Source organism: Nocardioides szechwanensis, assembly GCF_900103935.1.
GTDB classification, from domain to species: domain Bacteria; phylum Actinomycetota; class Actinomycetes; order Propionibacteriales; family Nocardioidaceae; genus Nocardioides; species Nocardioides szechwanensis.
On sequence record NZ_FNIC01000008.1, the window covers coordinates 81,819 to 99,696 of the forward strand.

The following is a 17,878-nucleotide window of genomic DNA, read 5'->3' on the forward strand; positions in this document are numbered from 1 at the left end:
TCCTCAGGATTCCTCAGCCTCCTCACAGTGGCCCCCGGGCACTCTCTAGTTACGAGGTCGCAACCGGCGACCACCCACCGAGGAGACACAGCATGAGGAACCTCAAGCGCAACGCCGCGATCACCGGCGCCGCCGCGATCCTGGCCGCACTCGGCATCGGCGGCGCAGTCACCGCCCAGGCCACTACCAATGACCCGGCCCCGATCGTGCAGCAGTCCGATGGCGACGGTGAGGTCGACGACGCCACCGAGGTCGATGAGGCCAACGACGGCGCCAACCAGGGCCCGGACGCCAACCCCAAGGAGCCTGGCCACCAGGACGCCGACGAGTCCGGCGAGACCGAGGGCCCTGAAGGCGCCGAGGGTGCCGAGGAGGCCAACGACGGTCCCGACCAGGGCCCGGACGCCAACCCGAACGAGCCCGGTCACCAGGACGCCGACGAGTCCGGCGAGACCGAGGGCGCCGAGGAAGCCAACGACGGTGCCGACCAGGGCCCGGACGCCAACCCCAACGAGCCCGGCCACCAGGACGCCGACGAGTCCGGCGAGACCGAGTAAGCGACTCGTCCCCCGTTCAGGTCGCTGAACTCGCCGGCAGCTGTCGGCACCACGGTGGGGCCTGTTGCCACCCGCAACAGGCCCCACCTCTCTGCCCGGAGCACCCAGGGCGCCCATGGGGCTAGTCCCCACCCCGAGCATTGCGAGGACCCACGTCATGAACGAACCCGCGATCGAGCTACGCGGACTTCAGCACCGCTACGACACCGACCTCGTCCTGCGTGGCGTGGACCTGCGGATCGAGCACGGAGAAGTCTTCGGGTTCCTCGGCCACAACGGTGCCGGCAAGACCACCGCCATGAACATCCTGACCACCCTGATCACCCCCACGGCCGGCACGGCCGCGGTCTGCGGGTACGACGTGGTCACCGAACGCAGCGAGGTGACCCGACGCATCGGCTACCTCCCCGCCGACGTGCGCATGTACGGACACATGAGCGCCCTGGAGAACCTTGAGTTCCTCGCAAAGCTCTCCGGGCTACCCGATGCGCGCGCCGCGGCCATGGAGGCACTCGAGTTCCTGGGGTGCGCCGACCTCGCCAAGCGCCGGGTCGGCACCTTCTCCACCGGCATGCGGCAACGCATCGGCATCGCACAGGCGATCGTGCACCGACCCCATGTGCTGCTGCTCGACGAACCCACCTCGGGCCTGGATCCCATGGGCGTACGCCAACTCCGCAACACCATCACCCAGCTCAACGCCGAGCTCGGCATGACGGTCTTCATGAACACCCACCTGCTCAGCGAGGTCTCCAAGGTGTGCACCACCATCGGCGTCCTCAACCACGGCGAGCTCATCTACAACGACAGCATCGAGAACACCACGCTCCGATTTCCCGACGAATCGTCACTGGAAGACATCTACGTCCGAGTCGGTGGCCCAACACCATGACCGCCACCTCCACCAGCGGCCGGGCCGTGATCGGCACGGTCTCGGCCCAGCAGGCCCTGACCTTCCGACGTCAGCGAGTCCGCCTGATCGGGGTGGCGACCCTGATCATGGTCACCGCCATGGCCGGCATCCTCGGCTGGTCAAGCCACCACACGATCGTGCGGGTCTTCGACCAAGCCGTCCAGCTGCAAGCCGCAGCCGGGAATCCCGCACCGGCCAACCCGTTCCTGCTCAAACCGAGCCTGTCGCTGCTGTCCAACATGGTGGTCTACATCCCCCTGATCGGGGCCCTGATCGCCCTCATGGTCGGCCACCTGGCCATGGCCGAGGACCAGACCAACGGGATGGGGCGCCTCATCTTCACCCGGCCCATCGCCCGCACCCAGTACGCCCTGGGCAAGATCCTCAGTGCGGTCCGGTTATTGGCCACTGCCCTCGCAGGATGCTGGGCACTCAGCCTGGTCGCGCTACTGATCGTGAATCGCACCCTCAACGGACCCGACCTGGCCAGACTCACGGGCTTCTATGCCCTGTCCTGGGCCTACCTGGTGGTCTTCGCCCTGATCGGCATGCTCACTGCGCTGCTCATCCGACGCAGGTCCCTGGCCCTACTCTCGGCGATCGCGGTCTGGATCGTCGTCACCTTCGTGCTGCCGCAGTTCGTCTCCGGGCTCCGCCCGACCCAATCCCTGAACCCTCTCAGCGAACCCGCCGGCCTGTCCCAGGGCTTCTTCCGCATCACCCACCTCGCCCAACCGATCTCGCTCGTCGAGGGCTATAAGGACGCCGCCTCAAGCATCCTGCGTACGACACCCGCCACCACCGCCGCCGAGACGGCCCTGAGCGTGCTGCCCACCCTCATCGCCGCCGCCACCCTCGCGCTGCTCGTGCTCTGGCGGATCCAGCGACACGACTACTCCAGGAGCGCCAGCGATGAGTGAGTCCACCCGCCGGATCACCCAGGTGGCGCGCCACGAGTACCGCGCTGCCCTGCGAAGCCGCGTCCTGGTCATCCTGATCGCCATCCTGGTCGCCTCCACCATCGGCTCGGTGCTGATCGGCGCCAGCGACTATGCCGCCCAGCTTGCCGACTACAACACCTACCGTGCGGCCGCCGAGGCCCAAGGGCTCACCCGTATCGCCCCCTCTCCGCTGGCCGTGCTCGCACTGCTTCGCGGTGCTTTGGAGTACATCGAGATCCTTGGCGCGATCATCGCGATCACCCTCGGCTACCTCTCGGTCTCCCGCGAACGCGTCAACCGGACCCTGCCCCTGATGCGGTCCCGGCCGCTAACCGGCGCCGAGCTCGCCACCGGCAGCTATCTGGGCGCGCTCGGCATCTTCGCCACGCTGATCGTCGCCACTGCGCTCGTCGGCGTCGTCTCCCTCGGTCTGATCGGCCACGACTGGATCAGCCCGATCCAAGTGTTGCGTGTGACCCTGGCCTGCCTCGCCGCACTGCTCTACCTCAGCGCCTTCTACTGCCTGGGCGCCATCGCAACCGCCAGGGCCAAAGTCCCTGTGAACGGACTGACCATCGCGCTGGGCATCTGGCTCGTGGTCGTCCTCGTCCTGCCTCAAATCGGGGACACCCTCGACGCCGACAACCAGCTCCCCGGAGGGCTGTTCCAAGCCCTGGGCCTCGACCACGACGGAGAGCTGGCCGTCCTCACCCACTTCACCGGCTACGAACGCGTCCGCACCGGCATCGAGGAGGCCTCTCTCGCCAAGCACTTCGAGCGCTTCGCCTTCGCCATGACCGACGTCAAGGAGCGCTACCGCCCATACGGCCTGTCCTGGCTCCTCAACGAGACCCGCAACAACATCGCATGGCTCCTCGCCTACGCAGCGGTGCTCTTCGCTGCCCTGCGCCGCACTCTGAGCCGTCAACAGCCCATCGAAACCGGAGGAAACTCATGAACATCCCGACACCCCGCCACGGCCGCACCAGCAGGGCCGCTCTCACCACAGTCGGCCTCGCCGCCGTCCTGGCCCTCGCCACCGGTTGCGGCGGCTCCACCACCACCGGGACCGGCGGCAATCCCTCCGGCACACCGGCAGCCTCGACGGGTCAGTCGGCTGGCGCGGTCCTGCCCGTCACCGGCAACCCGATCACCAACACCTCGACCACCCAGACCCTGACCATCGCCAGCGTCCTGGTCGAGAACAACGAGGACCCCTCCGGCAAGGCCGTCGACGACCACCTCGAGATCGCCGTCACCAACACCGGCACCACCGAGCTCTCCGGGTTCGAGGTCTACTACACGATCACCGACCCCAAGACCTCCGACACCGAGAGCTACTACTCCCAGCTCCCGGCCGACTTCGTAATCGAAGGCGGCGACAACCGGGTCATCCACTTCGACAACACCGGCGCTACCGACCACTTCCCGGTCAACCAGTACAGCTTCTACTACACCGACCCAAACGCCCTCGACCTCACAGTCGAGGTCAGCGCCACCGACAGCGCACCCCAGACCGCGACCGTCACCAAGGACGCCGGCGGCGCCGAGGAAGCCGACTGAAGCGGCTAGCCAGCTCCTGACAGGCGGCCCGGCAGGCATCGGCGTCTTTTCCTAACGGCAGACAGAGCGAGCGGCCAGCACCGGGCGATGCCCGCCCCCGTGGGCGACCCGTTCTGCCCTCGACGTGACACCCCCCGGTCAGACGAAAGTCAGCGCGACGACCGCACAAGCCGCGATTCCGACGAGAATGGCAAGGCAGGCGTGGGCGCGCGGCGGACGTACGCGACCGTCACGGGGGTGATCGGCGCGCTCTTGTTTGTCACACTGGGCACTGCGATGTCTCCTTCGCTTCAACCGGGGGATGGCGTCGTTGCCGACGTCGGCCCGGGAGTGAAATCACTACGAGGCAGGCCTGTAACGGGTCACAGCCAGAGTCGTTTCAGCGGCACCGGTTGGAGATGCTTCTCATCAAGCCATCGTGGTGGGCCAGGGTCAACGCCGGCCCCCGGACCTGACGGACAGATCCCAGGCAAGACACCCCGAGGGGTCAGGCGCTTCACGAGTCACGCCCGATCCGGAGGACCGCCGTCAACCCTGCCAGCCAGCCTCAGGCCAGCCTCCACGAACACTTACAGGCGCTTCACAGGCCGTGGTCAACGTAGATTCGGTCGGATTCGACATCGAGGCCGGTCGGGGCGTTGGATTGGGCGGTTGGATCTTGCTGATCGGTGGAGCATGGGGCGTGCCCGGCAAACAGGGCGCTCATGGCGCACCTCCAAGAGCGGACCGGTCATGCCGCGGGACGCAGCCGACTCGAGCATCGGGTCACGCCCGACTCCACCAGCAGGCGCGTCCGAAGCTGCGACAGCGAAAGCAGCAGCATGCCGAGTTGGGACGGTCGCGCGGGGGTGGTGGCTGACAGATTGGGGGACGCTGCTTACAGGCGAGACGATGACCGGGTCAGGAGCGCGGCGACAGCAGCTTCGACGGTCCCGTGGGCTTGGCCTGGCCGCGGGCGACGGCTGCGTCGTGGCTGTCGCGCGCATGCTGCAGCAACTCCATGAGCGGCTCCTCGTCGCGCGCTCTTTGCCGGTACTTAGGCCCCAGCGCGACGATCTGGTCGTGCTCGGAGAGCAGCAGCCCATAGATCCGCTCCCGCTCCGCGGGGTCCTGGGTGTACTCGGAGTCGAGATAGGCACTGGCGTGACGGCGGGCGTTGCTGATGGCGTTCTGGGCCTTGCCCGCCGGGCTGTAGAGCGAGGCAAGGACGGTGACGACCAGGACACCAAGGATGACGCTCAGCGAGAAGCTGGTGCTGATCTCGGTCACCGGGATCGGCTCGCCGTCGTTGATGAAGCCGAGGTTGTTCTCGTGCAGGGCGTGCAGGATCAGCTTGACGCCGATGAAGGCGAGGATGGCCGCGAGGCCGTACGAGAGGTAGATCAACCGGTCCAGCAGCCCCTCGATGAGGAAGAACAGCTGGCGCAGTCCGAGCAGCGAGAACGCCACGGCGGTGAAGACTAGGTAGGTGTCCTGGGTCAGGCCAAAGATGGCCGGGATCGAGTCGAGGGCGAAAAGGATGTCGGTGCCGCCGATGGCCACCATGACCAGCAGCATCGGGGTCATGGCCCGCTTGCCGATGTGAACGGTGAAGAGTTTGTCGCCGTCGTAGTGCTCGGTGGTGTGGATGACCTTGCGCGAGAGCCGCACCACGAAGTTGTCGGCGGTCTCGGACTCCTCGTCCTCCGACTTGAGCATGTTGCCCGCGGTGAGGATCAGGATCAGCCCGAAGAGGTAGAAGACCCAAGCGAAGGAATTGATGAGCGCCGCGCCGAGGAAGATGAAGCCCGTGCGTGCTATCAGGGCAAAGGCGATGCCGAACAGCAGCACCTTCTGCTGGTCCTCACGCGGGACCCGGAAGCTGGACATGATGATGAGGAAGACGAACAGGTTGTCGACCGAGAGTGCCTTCTCGGTGATGTAGCCGGCGAAATACTCCCCACCCGGTGTGGCCCCGCCAAACACCAGCACGCCGAGACCGAACACGATCGCGATGCCCACGTACAGCGAGGACCAGATCGCCGCCTCACGCAACGTGGGCACGTGGGCCTTGCGTACGTGGAAGTAGAAGTCGAAGAGCAGCAGGCCCACGATGCCAGCAATCGTCAGCCCCCACACGAGGGGAGAAACGTCCATGACCCAGTCCTGATCGTCAGGGACGAATTGCCGGTGTGGGGCTCCAACTATGGGCCCGCTGGCTCAGTCCGTCGGAAGGGGCGGGGTGGAATCCCCGCGCCGGTTCCTGTGGACTCCCAGGCTCGCTGACTCTGGTCGCTGATCCGGGTCGTGCGGGCCTTGCGTTACCTCGAGGCGCCCACCTCCGGGTCGAGGGCAGCACCCGGAGGCCGAGCGCTCCGAGGACCACGACCAGGGCGACGACCTCAGCAAGGTCACCGAGCAGGGCCAGGGGCCAGGTCCACTGTGAATCATCCACTGGAAACCTCCGCGTGCCCAGCCGCAGCCGGGCGGTTGGAGGTCTTTCCCACCGCCCTTTGAGCCAGGGCGGCCGAAGCACCGGGTCGGGCAGAGCCGACCGGGGTGACGGTGACAACGTAAGCGGGGTACTCCCCTCGTGCGCTACAGTATTCACGAAGTACGGTTCGGATGTCAACCAGTCGAATACATTGCCGCTGCCACACCTAAGTGGGTTCCGCTGCCCTGTGGCCGTCCCGTTCCCTGGAGAACCCCCGAGACGTCAGACCGTGTCGCATCAGGCGACTATCGGTGCAGTCTGTAGGTATGACTGGCGATCACATCACCCGAGGAAGCATCATCGTCGGGGTCGACGGATCCGACCACGCCGAGCGAGCCGTCCTCTGGGCAGCTGAGCAGGCTGCACTGGAAAAGCATCGACTGGTCGTGCTGCGCGCAGACGAGGTCCTGACCTCTAGCCGTGTTCATGCGGTGGCGAGGGTGACTACTTCAGCGCCTGACGGTGCGTCGAGACAAAACGCAGCCCGGCATCAACGAGCCCCAAAGCTTCAGCCACCGGTCCGTCCACTCACACCACGGTCTCGCAGCAACAGAGGGACGAGACACCTGCGAGGAGACGATCCCGACTTGGCAAGACTTGCCGGGGTCGTCTGCACAATCCCCTTGCGAAATCGAAATCACGTACCGTGCTTCCCATGAGTAGCGGGTGGACATTCTTGTCGAACCATGGACATGTCCTGGTTTCGGTGGCGCTGGACCCGGACGCGCGCATGCGCGATGTCGCTGACGCGGTCGGGATCACCGAGCGGGCGGTGCAACACATCGTGCGCGAACTCTTGGACCAGGGGTATCTGCGCAAGGAGAAGGTCGGGCGTCGGAACCGGTACTTCGTGGCACAGGACGCACACTTCCGTCATGACCTGGAGTCGGCAGTCACCCTGGGTGCGTTCCTCGAGCTGGTGGCGCAGGGTGCCGATCGACAGAACTCACGGGCCTGAAGGCGAGCGGAGTCCGCAATCGCGTCGGTCGCCGGCGGGCGGGCGACTTCACCGCGTGGGCGTGAGCGCGCCCGCCGATCAGTTGCGCGCCGGCTGAGCAAGGCGATGCGGTCGTGCTCGTCGAGGTCACCGTCGTGGACGAGTGCCAACTGGCCGCCGTGCAGGATGACCTGCTCCATCAGGTCGTCGACTGATATAGGTCGGTAGTCCTTCACAAGACACCTCCGGAGGTGCCAAGAAGGGATCTGTCCGATTCCTTCGAGGAACTGGCGTGGCTGCGCCGGTTCTTCTTGGCGACCCCCGGAGGTGGGTTGTGTCTGTTCATGATGTCGCAAGACCGGTCGAGATGGTCGTGGTGGCTGTCGACGTCGGGAAGAACACGGTCGCGTTGTCGGTGACCGATCAGCGTCGGCGGTTGTTGGGGCCGTTGGACTTCGCGATGACCCGACCGGGCCTGGCCGCGACGGTGACCAAGATCGAGGCGGTCGTGCCGGCGCGGGCGCGGGTCCGTGTCGGAGTTGAGGCGGCTGGTCACTATCACCAGCCGTTGTTGGTGCCGTCCTCGTGGCCGGCTGGTTGGGAGCTGCGGGAGCTCAACCCGGGTCACGTGGCCGAGCAGCGTCGGGTCCAGGGTCGGCGCCGGGTCAAGACCGACGCGGTCGATCTGGAGGCGATCACCGAGCTGGTGCTGTCCGGTCAGGGCAGCCGGTGACTGCGCGGGCTGAAGTCCTCGGTGAGCTGGGAGCCTGGGTGACGCATCGGCGGCGCCGGGTCGAGGCCCGGACCTCGACGAAGAACCAGCTGCTGGGCCAGCTCGACCGGGCCTTCCCCGGGTTGACGTTGGCGTTGCCCGATGTGCTGGGGACCTTGGTCGGTCGACTGGTCGCCGAGCACTTCGCTGACCCAGCCCGGTTGGCCGCGTTGGGCGAGTCCCGGTTCATCCGGTTCGCCGCCCACCGTGGACTCATGGTGCGCGGTCCGGTCGCGGCCAGGCTGGTCGCCGCGGCCAGGGACGCCCTGCCCACCCGCGACGCGGCCGTGGCGCGCACGATGCTGACCGAGGATCTGGCCCTGCTGGGTGTGTTGGAGGGCCAGGTCGCTGCCGCCGAGGAGCATCTTGCCCAAGTGCTGCCATTGAGCCCGTTCGCGGTGCTGACCAGTGTTCCTGGGTGGGCTGTGGTCCGCGCGGCCGGCTATGGCGCCGCGGTCGGCGACCCGGCTCGGTGGCCCGGACCGCGGCAGGTCTACCGGGCATCGGGGCTGTCCCCGGCGCAGTACGAGTCGGCCGGGAACCGCCGCGACGGGGCGATCAGCCGCGAGGGCAGCGTCGACCTGCGCCGGGCCTTGATCGACCTCGGCATCGGGCTGTGGCTCAACGAACCGTCCGCCAAGATCTATGCCGCCGGGCTACGGGCCCGGGGCAAGAAGGGTGGTGTCATCGGCTGCGCGATGGCCAACCGTGCCAACCGCATCGCCTACGCCATGGTCCGCGACCAGACCAACTACGACACCCGGCACTGGGCAGCGACTGGGCCACCGATCCCGGGGAGGGCTGAGCAGACCCGAGCTCTTCCATCCGCTCCCGATCGGGTGCACGCTGGGTGGTGACGAAGGGCCGGACCAGACGCCCTTTCGACTATGGCGGACCCGTCATGGGTTACGCCGAATCTAGTGTGGCGCCCGGCCCTTCGCCCCTGTGCAGCTCGAACGTGGCCACCTGACCCGCCGAGGTCGCATACGTCAGTGTGAGCGCACCGCGACCCGTCGCCACCACATCGCTGCCAGCCCGACCGGCCCTCTCATCGTCGACGAACACCGCCGACGACACTGACGGCTGCGCCCTTGACGTATTGACTTGGCCCTACGGCCACTAGGTCATGCACGCACCGGTCCGCCTGCCGGTTCGTCGACTCGCTCGCGCCTTCGCTCACGCTCGCACGGCGATGGGTGCCTGGGCTGATGAAGCTCTCCTCGACCAGCAACATGGCCGGCTTGCGCGCGCCCATGGTCCGCCAGCACCCGTCGATCCCGGTCGCGACATCACCGGGTCGGTCTCGCATCGCCTGGTGCAGCTGGCCGAGTGCGTCCGCACGGCGCGTACGCAAGGAGTCCTGGATCGCGTTTGTACTGGCCAGGGCGAGATCCAGTGCGGTGGTGTACTGGTTGGCGTCGAGTCGCCCTGCCAGCCGCTCGAGGTCGCGGCTGAGTGCGCAGAAGCGGTCCAGGAGTCGCGGCGGGCCCGCCAGGACCAGAGCGCTGGGATGTTTTGAGCGGTAGTCCCCGAGCATCCGGTCGACGCCTCGCAGGTAGGACTCTGCCAGCTCGTCTCGCACGTCCGTGGCGCCCGACGATCCGGCGGGAGGCATCCGGATAGGACTCTTGCCCTTGAAGGGGTCGAGCTGTCCTGCGGGCCGCAGTCCCCCGTCGGCCCCGGCGTAGAGGTGGGCGCAGGTGGGACGGAGCATGAGCAGAACGTGCGGTGGCATCCGATACAGGGCCGAGATCAGCGGGCGGGTGGCGAAGGTCTTCTCCACCACGGCACGCGCCGGTACGGGTTGGGGCAGCCGGAAACTTCGGGTCACTGCCAGGCTGACGTAGATCACCAACCCCTGGTCGGTGGGTCCGACGGCGACCCGCGATACCTGCTCGGCGAGCTTGCGCAGGAGAGGTGCCCGGTTCGTGACTCCGTGCTCACTCAGCTCACGGTCTACTTGAGCCATCAGTGTGTGCAACGCTGGACGTCCGTGGGGGTCATCCGGGGACCAGGTTGAGTTGGCATCAGCACCGAGATGCAGGGATGGCCGGACGTGACGGTGAGTTCGGCCACGTCGCGCGGCCGTAGCGCGACCGGGGGGCGGGCAGGTGTCGGGGTCATGGATGTTTCCTCAGAGTCGTGGTGGCGGGGTTGCTAGGAGCTGAGAGCCCGCTCTGGTGGCTGCCTGCACCAGGACCGTTGCGTCCTGATGGTGACCTGCGCCGACCTGTCGCCGGCGATGCGGAGAAGTTCCACGATCCGCTCCTTCCGCACCTGGTCGATCCGTCCCCGACGCGCGACCACGGCGACCGCAGCGAGCGACCACCGAAGTCGCGGCAGCACGAGTACCACCTGTACCGTGCCGCCTCGGGCTAACTCGCCCCGGATCAGACGCGCGATGACCTCGTCGAGGACGAAGTGCGGGTCCAGCACCAGCCGGGCGGCGCGCCGTCCCAGCTGCCTGGTGGATTCCTCGACCCAGATGCCCGGGAGACCCCCACGCTCCGGCTGGTCCGATGGGTTCCGGTCCCGGGACGCGTCTCGCGCCAAGGTCGTCGTCATCGAGCTGCCGCCTTAGTCTCGTCGCTCTCGGTCGTGCCCTCACTCGTGTCGACGCCCTCCCCAGTGGCGAGGCCAGCGGGCCGCCGAGACGTCAGAGGGGAGGACTCAGAGGGCTCCTTGGACTCGGCGGGCCGCGGCGCCACCAGGTCGCGCGTGGCTCGCAGACTCGCCACGACCGCGACGGTGAGGCAGGCCGTGATCACGCTCAGCGAAAGCCAGATCGGCATCTTGTAGACGTCGAGGAGCAGCATCTTGATACCGACGAAGACGAGGATCGCGGCCAGGCCAGCCTTGAGGTAGATGAACCGGTCGATGAGGTCGGCGAGCAGGAAGTACATCGCGCGCAGGCCGAGAATGGCGAACGCGTTGCTGGTGAAGACCAGGAACGGGTCCTGGGTGACGGCGAAGATCGCGGGGATGGAATCGACGGCGAAGATGATGTCGGTGGTCTCGACCATGACCAAGACGAAGAACAAGGGGGTGGCCACCCACTTGCCGGCCTTCCTCACCCAGAACTTCTGACCGTGGCACTCCTCCGTGGAGGGGACCCGCTTCTTGACCCAACGCAGCACCGGGTTGCTGGACAGGTCCATCTCGTCGTTGCGGTGGGTGAACATCTTCCAGCCTGTGTAGACGAGGAATGCGCCGAACAGGTAGAGGATCCAGGCGAAGTTCTCGATCAGCACGGCACCGCCGGCGATGAAGATCGCCCGGAACACCAGCGCGCCCAGGACGCCGTAGAACAGCACTCGGTGCTGGTACTCCCTTGGGACGGCGAAGTAGGTGAAGATCAGCGCGAACACGAAGACGTTGTCGACGGCCAACGACTTCTCGATCAGGTAGCCCGCGTAGTACTCGCCACCGGCCTGCGCACCGTAGGCCCACCAGATCACGCCACCGAAGGCGATCCCGAGGCTGACCCAGGCCGCGGACCACGCGGCGGCCTCTTTCACGCCGACGACGTGTGCAGTGCGGTGGGCGAACAGATCGATCGCCAGCATCGCGACGATCACGGCCAGGACCGCAGCCCAGGCCCAGAACGGAACATCCATGTCAGTTACCTCCAGCGTGCCCGCGCGCAGCGGTTCCGTTGGAGGTCTCCCCCGCCGACACGGTTGTCCGGGTCGGCCGGCGCACCGGGTCGGGCACAGCCGACCGAACTGACGATGCGTCGAGGTGGGGTACTCCCCTCGTGCGCTAGAGTATTCACGAAGTACGGTTCGGCTGTCAAGGACGCGGGAGACGACGTTGAGTGCTGAGACGCCGGCCATCGCCGGACCGATCGCAGCACGCCTGCGGCGCGACAACACGATCGCGGCTCTCGTGCACCTGCTCCAGGCGGCCGCAGTGCTCGCCCTCGCCTCGAGCTTCGCGCTGCCGGTGACCGCCGCCTATCTCCAGGGACCACCCGGCACCCCTGCCACGGATCCCGAGGTGTTGTTCGACATCCCGACCGGCGCCGCAGTTGCCGGCTTCTTGGCCCTGTCGGCTCTGGCCCACCTCCTGGTGGGTACAGCCTGGCGGTCCCACTACCTCGCCGATCTGGCTCGACACCGCAACCAAGCCCGGTGGGTGGAGTACTCGGTCTCGTCCTCGCTGATGATCGTGCTCATCGCTCAGCTCGTCGGCATCGCCGACGTGGCCGCACTCCTTGCCTTGTTCGGTGTCAACGCCTCCATGATCCTGTTCGGCTGGCTGCAGGAGCGCGACGAGGCGCCCGGCGAAGGCGGCTGGTTGCCGTTCTTCTTCGGGTGCCTGGCAGGGGTCGTGCCGTGGCTCGCCATCGCGGTCTACCTGCTGTCCCTGGGGTCAACGTCCTCGGCGGCCCCGCCAGGCTTCGTCTACGGCATCTTCGCGTCGCTGTTCGTCTTCTTCAACGTCTTCGCAATGAACCAGTGGCTGCAGTACCGCGCCCGCGGCCGCTGGTCGGACTATCTCTTCGGCGAACGCATCTACATCCTGCTCAGCCTCACCGCGAAGTCCGCACTGGCGTGGCAGATCTTTGCTGGGACCTTGGCATCGTGACGGGGTAGATGTCATGGGAGATCGCTCAGCGTGCTGCCAGCGCGCACGCACCGCCACGCGCGTGAGACGTGTGCTTCCTGCGTCCGGGCGCGCCTCCAGCCGTGGGTCGCGCTCTCGACCCGACCTGCTCGTCAGATCCGCCGGACTGGAAGCCTTCAGGGTCCGTCGCGACCGAGACTCAGAAGGCTATTCGCTCCGCGACGCACCGGAAGACCCAGGAACTACTGAACAGTTTGCACCGTCGTGCGCCCGCAAGTACGCGTCAGACGCAGTCACCGTGGCCGTTCGACTGCACGCGGCGGCGCCCCCGGATCGGCAGTAGAGGCTACTCATGTGGATCGTCGCCGCATTCGCCCTCGCCGGCGGACTTGCCCAACTCGTGGGCGGCACCCTGGGCATGGGTTTCGGCGTCACCTCGGCCACCGCTCTGCTGTTCATGGGTGTCGCGCAGGTCACTGCCAGTGCCGCCACGCACGCCGCGAAGTTGCCCACGACGCTCATCAGCGGACTCTCGCACTGGCGCGTGGGCAACGTCGACACAGCGGTCCTGCTCCGCGTCGCCCTACCGGGCGCGGTGGGCGGCTTCCTCGGCGCCGTCGTCCTCACCAACATCAGCCTCGCCTCGTCGAAGCCTTGGATGTCAGGGCTGCTGGTCTTCTTCGGTCTGGTGATCTTTGCCCGCTTCGGCCTCGGGATCCGGCTGATCTCGACACCACAGGCCGGCCACACCGCGCGCTGACTGTCCCCCATCGGTCTCCTCGGTGGCTTTGTGGACGCCACCGGCGGCGGGGGCTGGGGTCCCGTCGTCACGCCTAGCCTGATGACCGTCACCCGACACGAGCCGCGCAAAGGTGGTCGGCACGGTGAACGTCGCGGAGTTCGTGGTCGCGGCATCTGTCTCGCTCGGCTTCCTCACCGGAGCCGCGCAGCACGGGATCCCATGGCTGCCGGTCATCGGCCTAGTCATCGGCGGCGTCATCATCGCCCCGATCGCAGCCCGGCTGGCCGGCCGCCTCCCGCATGCACCGATGGGCACGCTGGTCGGCGGACTCGTAGTGATGGTCAACGGGGTCACGGTGGTCGCAGCCTTGGGCGGAGTGCCGGGGTGGCTGGATGCCGTTCTGCTGCTGCTCGCGGGACTCATCACCTGCACCTACTCTCGTCGGGCGTGGACCCTCGAGAAGAACAGCCGGTCGGGCTCTGACCACGAGCTTCTTTCAGACTCCTAATCCGTCGGTCCGTGCAAGCAACCTTGGGCCGAACTTGTACTGGTCACTGGCACCCGCCACCGACCGCTTGCCTGCAACAGGCCGAGAGCAGCGGCATCTCAGCCGACAGATGACTCATCCGCAGGAGATCTATACCGGAGCGGGTCGGACTGCAGCCGCCATCCAACAGCCAGCATCGTGGGGCGAACCTCGACTGCGAACCTGGTGTCCAGCGCAGTCTGCGTGGTGAGCGTGCAGCCGAGGCCCTCGGCGACAAGTCCGTGGATCATTGCTGAGGTCGTCGGTGCGCATGTGAACCCGTGGTCACGCCACCCGCACGGTCAATACCGGTCCGTTCGTCAAGACGTCAACGCTGGACATGACGTAGATGTGCTCTTGGCTCTCCCTGGTTCCGATAGCGCCGGCGAAAACATACGAAGCTAGATTCGCTACTCTGGTAGCGTATGTATGGCTGTGGCTGCCACTCATTGAGCAGCTTCGCCGGCTATCGGAAGGTCCCTCGTGATCACCCACTCTCTCCCTACCGTGTCTCCCGCGGAACCGTCTGCGGAGTTCCTTGTGATGGTGGGGCGCAGCGCAGAGGTGGCCGAGCAGTTGTCGGCTGCGGTGCCGCGGGCCAGGCGGGAGGCCGCTCACCTGATGGTGGCGCTGACCCTGCCCCGGCGAGGTTTCACCACGGACGCCGCCGTCGCGCGCCGCGTCGCCGCACGTGAGCACGAGGAGGTGCTCGAGGTGGAGCGGATGGTGCGGCACTCGTGCGTGGGGACTGGGGTCACCGCCGAGGTGGTCGTGGTGAGGTACCTGTCGAGTCGGTTTGCCTCGACGCGCCGGCGCCGCTCTACCGCCGCGGTGGAGCGGCTGGCCCGCCGTCGAGGCGGCGTCGTGCTGCACGATCAGGGCCAACGACACCTGGCGCAGTCGTCGGCCGACGAGCTCGTACCCGAGCCGAACGCATACGTGGCCGTCGTCCTGCCTGACAGCGCCGAGGCCGTGAAGGTGGCCCAAGCTGGCGCAGAGCTGGCCCATGCTTCCGGTCAGCCGCTGGTACTTGTCGTGCCCCTTGCCCAGTCAGGGACCAGGGCACACCGTATCGAGCACGAAGACCAGGACGCGGCCGCCATCGCCGGTCGGGTGCGTCCTACGCTGGACCGCTTCGCTTTGACGGCGCGTACGAGGCCAGCCCTTTACTGCGACGACGGAACCTCTGTGGATCGGCAACAGTCGATGGCGGATTCGGTGGATCAGGCATGCCGGGATATCGGCGCTCAGATCGTGGTCGTCTCGGCCCAGTGTCCGGCGCTCTCGCTCCTGGTAACTCCGGTGGTGATCGTGCACCCTGCGCCAGCACGTGCGCGCGCCGTCGCCGACGATGCTTGAGGTCACGACGCAGCGGTGGGTCCTGACGATCGGACTGATCGTCGCGCTGCTGGCACTAGACCTCGGCCTCGCGTTGCTGCGACCTCACGTCGTAGGTTTCCGCGAGGCCGTCATCTCCTCGGTCTTCTTCGTCGCGGTCGCGGTCGCATTCGGTGCCGTCTTCACCGCGCAGGTCGGGTCCGAGTTCGGTTCGCAGTACTTTGCCGGTTACATCGTCGAGAAAAGCCTGTCGGTCGACAACCTGTTCGTGTTCGTCATCATCATGACCACCTTCGCTGTGCCCCAGATCTACCAGCAGAAGGTGCTGATCTACGGCATTGCGATGGCCCTGGTGATGCGAGCGATCTTCATCATCTTGGGGGCGGCGCTGCTCGAGCTGTTCTCGTTCATGTTCCTCATCTTCGGACTGATCCTGGTCATCACGGCCGTCCAGCTGTACCGGCACCGTGACGTCGACCCCGACGTGGCAGACAACGGCGTCGTGCGCCTCGCGCGGAAGGCCCTCAATGTCACCGACGGCTACCACGGTGGGCGGCTGTTCACCCGGAGTGCCGGACGCCGTGCGGTCACACCGCTGTTCATCGTCCTGCTCGCCATCGGCAGCACCGACCTGCTCTTCGCGCTGGACTCGATCCCCGCCATCTTCGGAGTCACCGACGAGGCCTACATCGTGATCGCGGCCAACGCCTTCGCTCTGCTGGGGCTTCGGCCACTGTTCTTCCTCGTCAAGGGCCTCTTGGACCGGCTGGTCTATCTCTCGACCGGCCTGGCGATGATCTTGGCCTTCATCGGCGTCAAGCTGGTGCTGCACTGGGGACACGGCGTCGCCGACAGCGTGCCGCAAATCAGCACGAACCTGAGCCTCGCGGTCATCGTGGTGGTACTGACCGTGACAACCCTGGCGAGCATCTGGAAGGTACGCCGCGACCCCAGCACCCGAGCCCACGCCGGCTCATTGACAGGACGCCCATCACAGGACCCACCTGTGGACCCTCGCCGATAACCGCACTCCAGGCGTGCGCTGCAAGCTGCACCACACCAGCACCGGCAGCAAACCCGACGAAAGTCTGGATCTCACCGACCAACTACCTTTGAGGACGACGTGCAAAACATTCTCGATGCCATTCAGGCCGCAGATACCAGTAGCGAAGAATTCGCCACTATCGAACTGCCCGACTCCTTCCAGGCCATCACGGTCCACAAGGAGGACGTGGACATGTTCGAGGGCATGGCGAGCCAGGACAAGGATCCCCGCAAGAGCCTGCACCTCGACGACGTTGCGATCCCCGAGCTCGCCCCCGGCGAAGCCCTCGTGGCGGTCATGGCGAGCTCGATCAACTACAACACGGTCTGGACCTCGATCTTCGAGCCGGTGTCGACCTTCGAGTTTCTCGAGCGCTACGGGCGCCTCTCGGAGTACACCAAGCGCCACGATCTGCCGTATCACATCGTCGGCTCCGATCTGGCCGGCGTCGTGCTGCGCACCGGTCCCGGTGTCAACAACTGGAAGCCGGGCCGTGAAGTCGTCGCCCACTGCTTATCAGTGGAGCTCGAAAGCCCCGATGGCCACGACGACACGATGATGGATCCCGAGCAGCGCATCTGGGGCTACCAGACAAACTTCGGCGGCCTCGCCCACCTCGCCGTCGTCAAGGCCAACCAGTTGATGCCGAAGCCCGATCACCTCACCTGGGAAGAGGCCGCCAGCCCGGGCCTGGTGAACTCCACCGCATACCGACAACTCGTCTCGAAGAACGGCGCCGCCATGAAGCAGGGCGACACCGTCCTGATCTGGGGCGCCTCGGGTGGCCTCGGCTCGTATGCAACGCAGTTCGCCCTAAACGGTGGCGCCACGCCCGTTTGTGTCGTTTCGTCACCGGAAAAGGCCGAGATCGTGCGCAGCATGGGCGCCGAACACATCATCGACCGCTCGGTCGAGGGCTACAAATTCTGGAAGGACGAGAACAACCAAGACCCGAAAGAATGGCGTCGCTTCGGTGCCAAGATCCGCGAACTCACCGGTGGCGACGATCCGGACATCGTGTTCGAGCACCCGGGCCGCGAGACCTTCGGCGCCAGTGTGTTCGTCGCGCGAAAGGGCGGCACCATCGTTACTTGTGCCTCGACATCGGGCTACATGCACCAGTACGACAACCGCTACTTGTGGATGAACCTCAAGAAGATCCTCAGTTCGCATTTCGCGAACTACCGCGAGTCGTGGGAAGCCAACAAGCTCATCGACAAGGCCCTTATCCACCCGACCGTGTCAAAGGTCTACCGGCTCGAGGACACCGGTCAGGCCACACTCGATGTGCACCACAACCTTCACCAAGGCAAGGTCGGCGTTCTCTGCCTAGCGCCCGAAGAGGGTCTCGGTGTCCGCGACACCGAGAAACGCGCCAAACACATCGACGGGATCAACCGCTTCCGCGGAATCTGAGGGATCGGTCAGCGACCGGGCGACCTCGCGACACCGAGTGAGCCCGCGGCCGTCGTCTTAGGCACCGTCCTCGGAAAAAGACGTCG

Annotated in this window: 18 protein-coding genes; 15 read left to right on the plus strand and 3 right to left on the minus strand. The window is 66.4% G+C overall.

What is annotated here, in order from left to right; genetic code table 11:
• Positions 1 to 92: 92 nt before the first annotated feature.
• The 5 genes from BLR90_RS17500 to BLR90_RS17520 all read left to right on the plus strand — a co-directional run bounded on the left by BLR90_RS17500 (position 93) and on the right by BLR90_RS17520 (position 3,974).
• Positions 93 to 557 carry a hypothetical protein gene (locus BLR90_RS17500; protein WP_091026518.1) on the plus strand — a complete coding sequence of 155 codons (465 nt, stop codon included), beginning with the start codon at positions 93 to 95 and terminating at the stop codon, positions 555 to 557.
• A 157-nt stretch (positions 558 to 714) separates the two neighbouring features.
• Positions 715 to 1,449: an ABC transporter ATP-binding protein gene (locus BLR90_RS17505; protein WP_091026519.1), complete on the plus strand. Its 735-nt coding sequence runs from the start codon at positions 715 to 717 to the stop codon at positions 1,447 to 1,449.
• A complete protein-coding gene (locus BLR90_RS17510) occupies positions 1,446 to 2,390 on the plus strand; it encodes an ABC transporter permease (RefSeq protein WP_091026520.1) in 945 nt (314 codons plus the stop codon). Before BLR90_RS17505 ends, BLR90_RS17510 begins: the two co-directional genes overlap by 4 nt.
• Entirely contained in the window at positions 2,383 to 3,369 is a 987-nt protein-coding gene (locus tag BLR90_RS17515; RefSeq protein ID WP_091026521.1) for an ABC transporter permease, read from the plus strand. The genes BLR90_RS17510 and BLR90_RS17515 overlap by 8 nt, the downstream gene beginning before the upstream one ends.
• Positions 3,366 to 3,974 carry a hypothetical protein gene (locus tag BLR90_RS17520; protein ID WP_091026522.1) on the plus strand — a complete coding sequence of 203 codons (609 nt, stop codon included), beginning with the start codon at positions 3,366 to 3,368 and terminating at the stop codon, positions 3,972 to 3,974. The genes BLR90_RS17515 and BLR90_RS17520 overlap by 4 nt, the downstream gene beginning before the upstream one ends.
• 900 nt (positions 3,975 to 4,874) lie before the next feature.
• On the opposite strand, the gene BLR90_RS17525 is transcribed toward BLR90_RS17520, so the two are convergent.
• Complete coding sequence (locus BLR90_RS17525; protein WP_091026523.1) at positions 4,875 to 6,110, minus strand: TerC family protein; 1,236 nt, start codon at positions 6,108 to 6,110, stop codon at positions 4,875 to 4,877.
• A gap of 603 nt (positions 6,111 to 6,713) precedes the next feature.
• Between BLR90_RS17525 and BLR90_RS21795 the strand changes: the two genes are divergently transcribed.
• From BLR90_RS21795 to BLR90_RS21335, 4 genes are all read left to right on the plus strand, one after another.
• Positions 6,714 to 7,106 (plus strand): universal stress protein, encoded by a 393-nt coding sequence (locus BLR90_RS21795; RefSeq protein WP_091026524.1) that lies wholly within the window; start codon positions 6,714 to 6,716, stop codon positions 7,104 to 7,106.
• Positions 7,107 to 7,153: 47 nt separating this feature from the next.
• Entirely contained in the window at positions 7,154 to 7,405 is a 252-nt protein-coding gene (locus tag BLR90_RS17535; RefSeq protein ID WP_218029437.1) for a helix-turn-helix transcriptional regulator, read from the plus strand.
• A 346-nt stretch (positions 7,406 to 7,751) separates the two neighbouring features.
• A complete protein-coding gene (locus BLR90_RS21330; RefSeq protein WP_245715381.1) occupies positions 7,752 to 8,117 on the plus strand; it encodes an IS110 family transposase in 366 nt (121 codons plus the stop codon).
• 38 nt (positions 8,118 to 8,155) lie between these two features.
• Positions 8,156 to 9,013: a transposase gene (locus BLR90_RS21335; protein ID WP_218029439.1), complete on the plus strand. Its 858-nt coding sequence runs from the start codon at positions 8,156 to 8,158 to the stop codon at positions 9,011 to 9,013.
• Between the two features lie 191 nt (positions 9,014 to 9,204).
• Here BLR90_RS21335 and BLR90_RS17545 read toward each other — a convergent pair whose 3' ends face one another.
• Together BLR90_RS17545 and BLR90_RS17555 are read right to left on the minus strand one after the other, a co-directional pair.
• Entirely contained in the window at positions 9,205 to 10,125 is a 921-nt protein-coding gene (locus tag BLR90_RS17545; RefSeq protein WP_091026526.1) for a baeRF3 domain-containing protein, read from the minus strand.
• Between the two features lie 592 nt (positions 10,126 to 10,717).
• Positions 10,718 to 11,773, minus strand: a complete 1,056-nt coding sequence (locus tag BLR90_RS17555) for a TerC family protein (RefSeq protein WP_091026528.1) — start codon at positions 11,771 to 11,773, stop codon at positions 10,718 to 10,720.
• Positions 11,774 to 11,897: 124 nt separating this feature from the next.
• On the opposite strand from BLR90_RS17555, the gene heR reads away from it, so the two are divergent.
• The 6 genes from heR (at position 11,898) to ccrA (ending at position 17,792) form a co-directional block, all read left to right on the plus strand.
• Positions 11,898 to 12,746, plus strand: coding sequence for a heliorhodopsin HeR (gene heR / locus BLR90_RS17560; protein ID WP_281245422.1), 849 nt, complete (start codon positions 11,898 to 11,900; stop codon positions 12,744 to 12,746).
• 331 nt (positions 12,747 to 13,077) lie between these two features.
• Positions 13,078 to 13,485 (plus strand): TSUP family transporter, encoded by a 408-nt coding sequence (locus BLR90_RS17565; protein ID WP_091026529.1) that lies wholly within the window; start codon positions 13,078 to 13,080, stop codon positions 13,483 to 13,485.
• 124 nt (positions 13,486 to 13,609) lie between these two features.
• On the plus strand, positions 13,610 to 13,975 hold the full coding sequence (locus tag BLR90_RS17570) for a hypothetical protein (protein WP_143016256.1): 366 nt from the start codon (positions 13,610 to 13,612) through the stop codon (positions 13,973 to 13,975).
• A 501-nt stretch (positions 13,976 to 14,476) separates the two neighbouring features.
• A complete protein-coding gene (locus tag BLR90_RS17575) occupies positions 14,477 to 15,352 on the plus strand; it encodes a hypothetical protein (RefSeq protein ID WP_091026531.1) in 876 nt (291 codons plus the stop codon).
• Positions 15,324 to 16,355, plus strand: coding sequence for a TerC/Alx family metal homeostasis membrane protein (locus BLR90_RS17580; RefSeq protein WP_245715375.1), 1,032 nt, complete (start codon positions 15,324 to 15,326; stop codon positions 16,353 to 16,355). Before BLR90_RS17575 ends, BLR90_RS17580 begins: the two co-directional genes overlap by 29 nt.
• Before the next feature lie 99 nt (positions 16,356 to 16,454).
• Positions 16,455 to 17,792: a crotonyl-CoA carboxylase/reductase gene (gene ccrA, locus BLR90_RS17585; protein WP_091026532.1), complete on the plus strand. Its 1,338-nt coding sequence runs from the start codon at positions 16,455 to 16,457 to the stop codon at positions 17,790 to 17,792.
• The last annotated feature ends 86 nt before the right edge of the window (positions 17,793 to 17,878 follow it).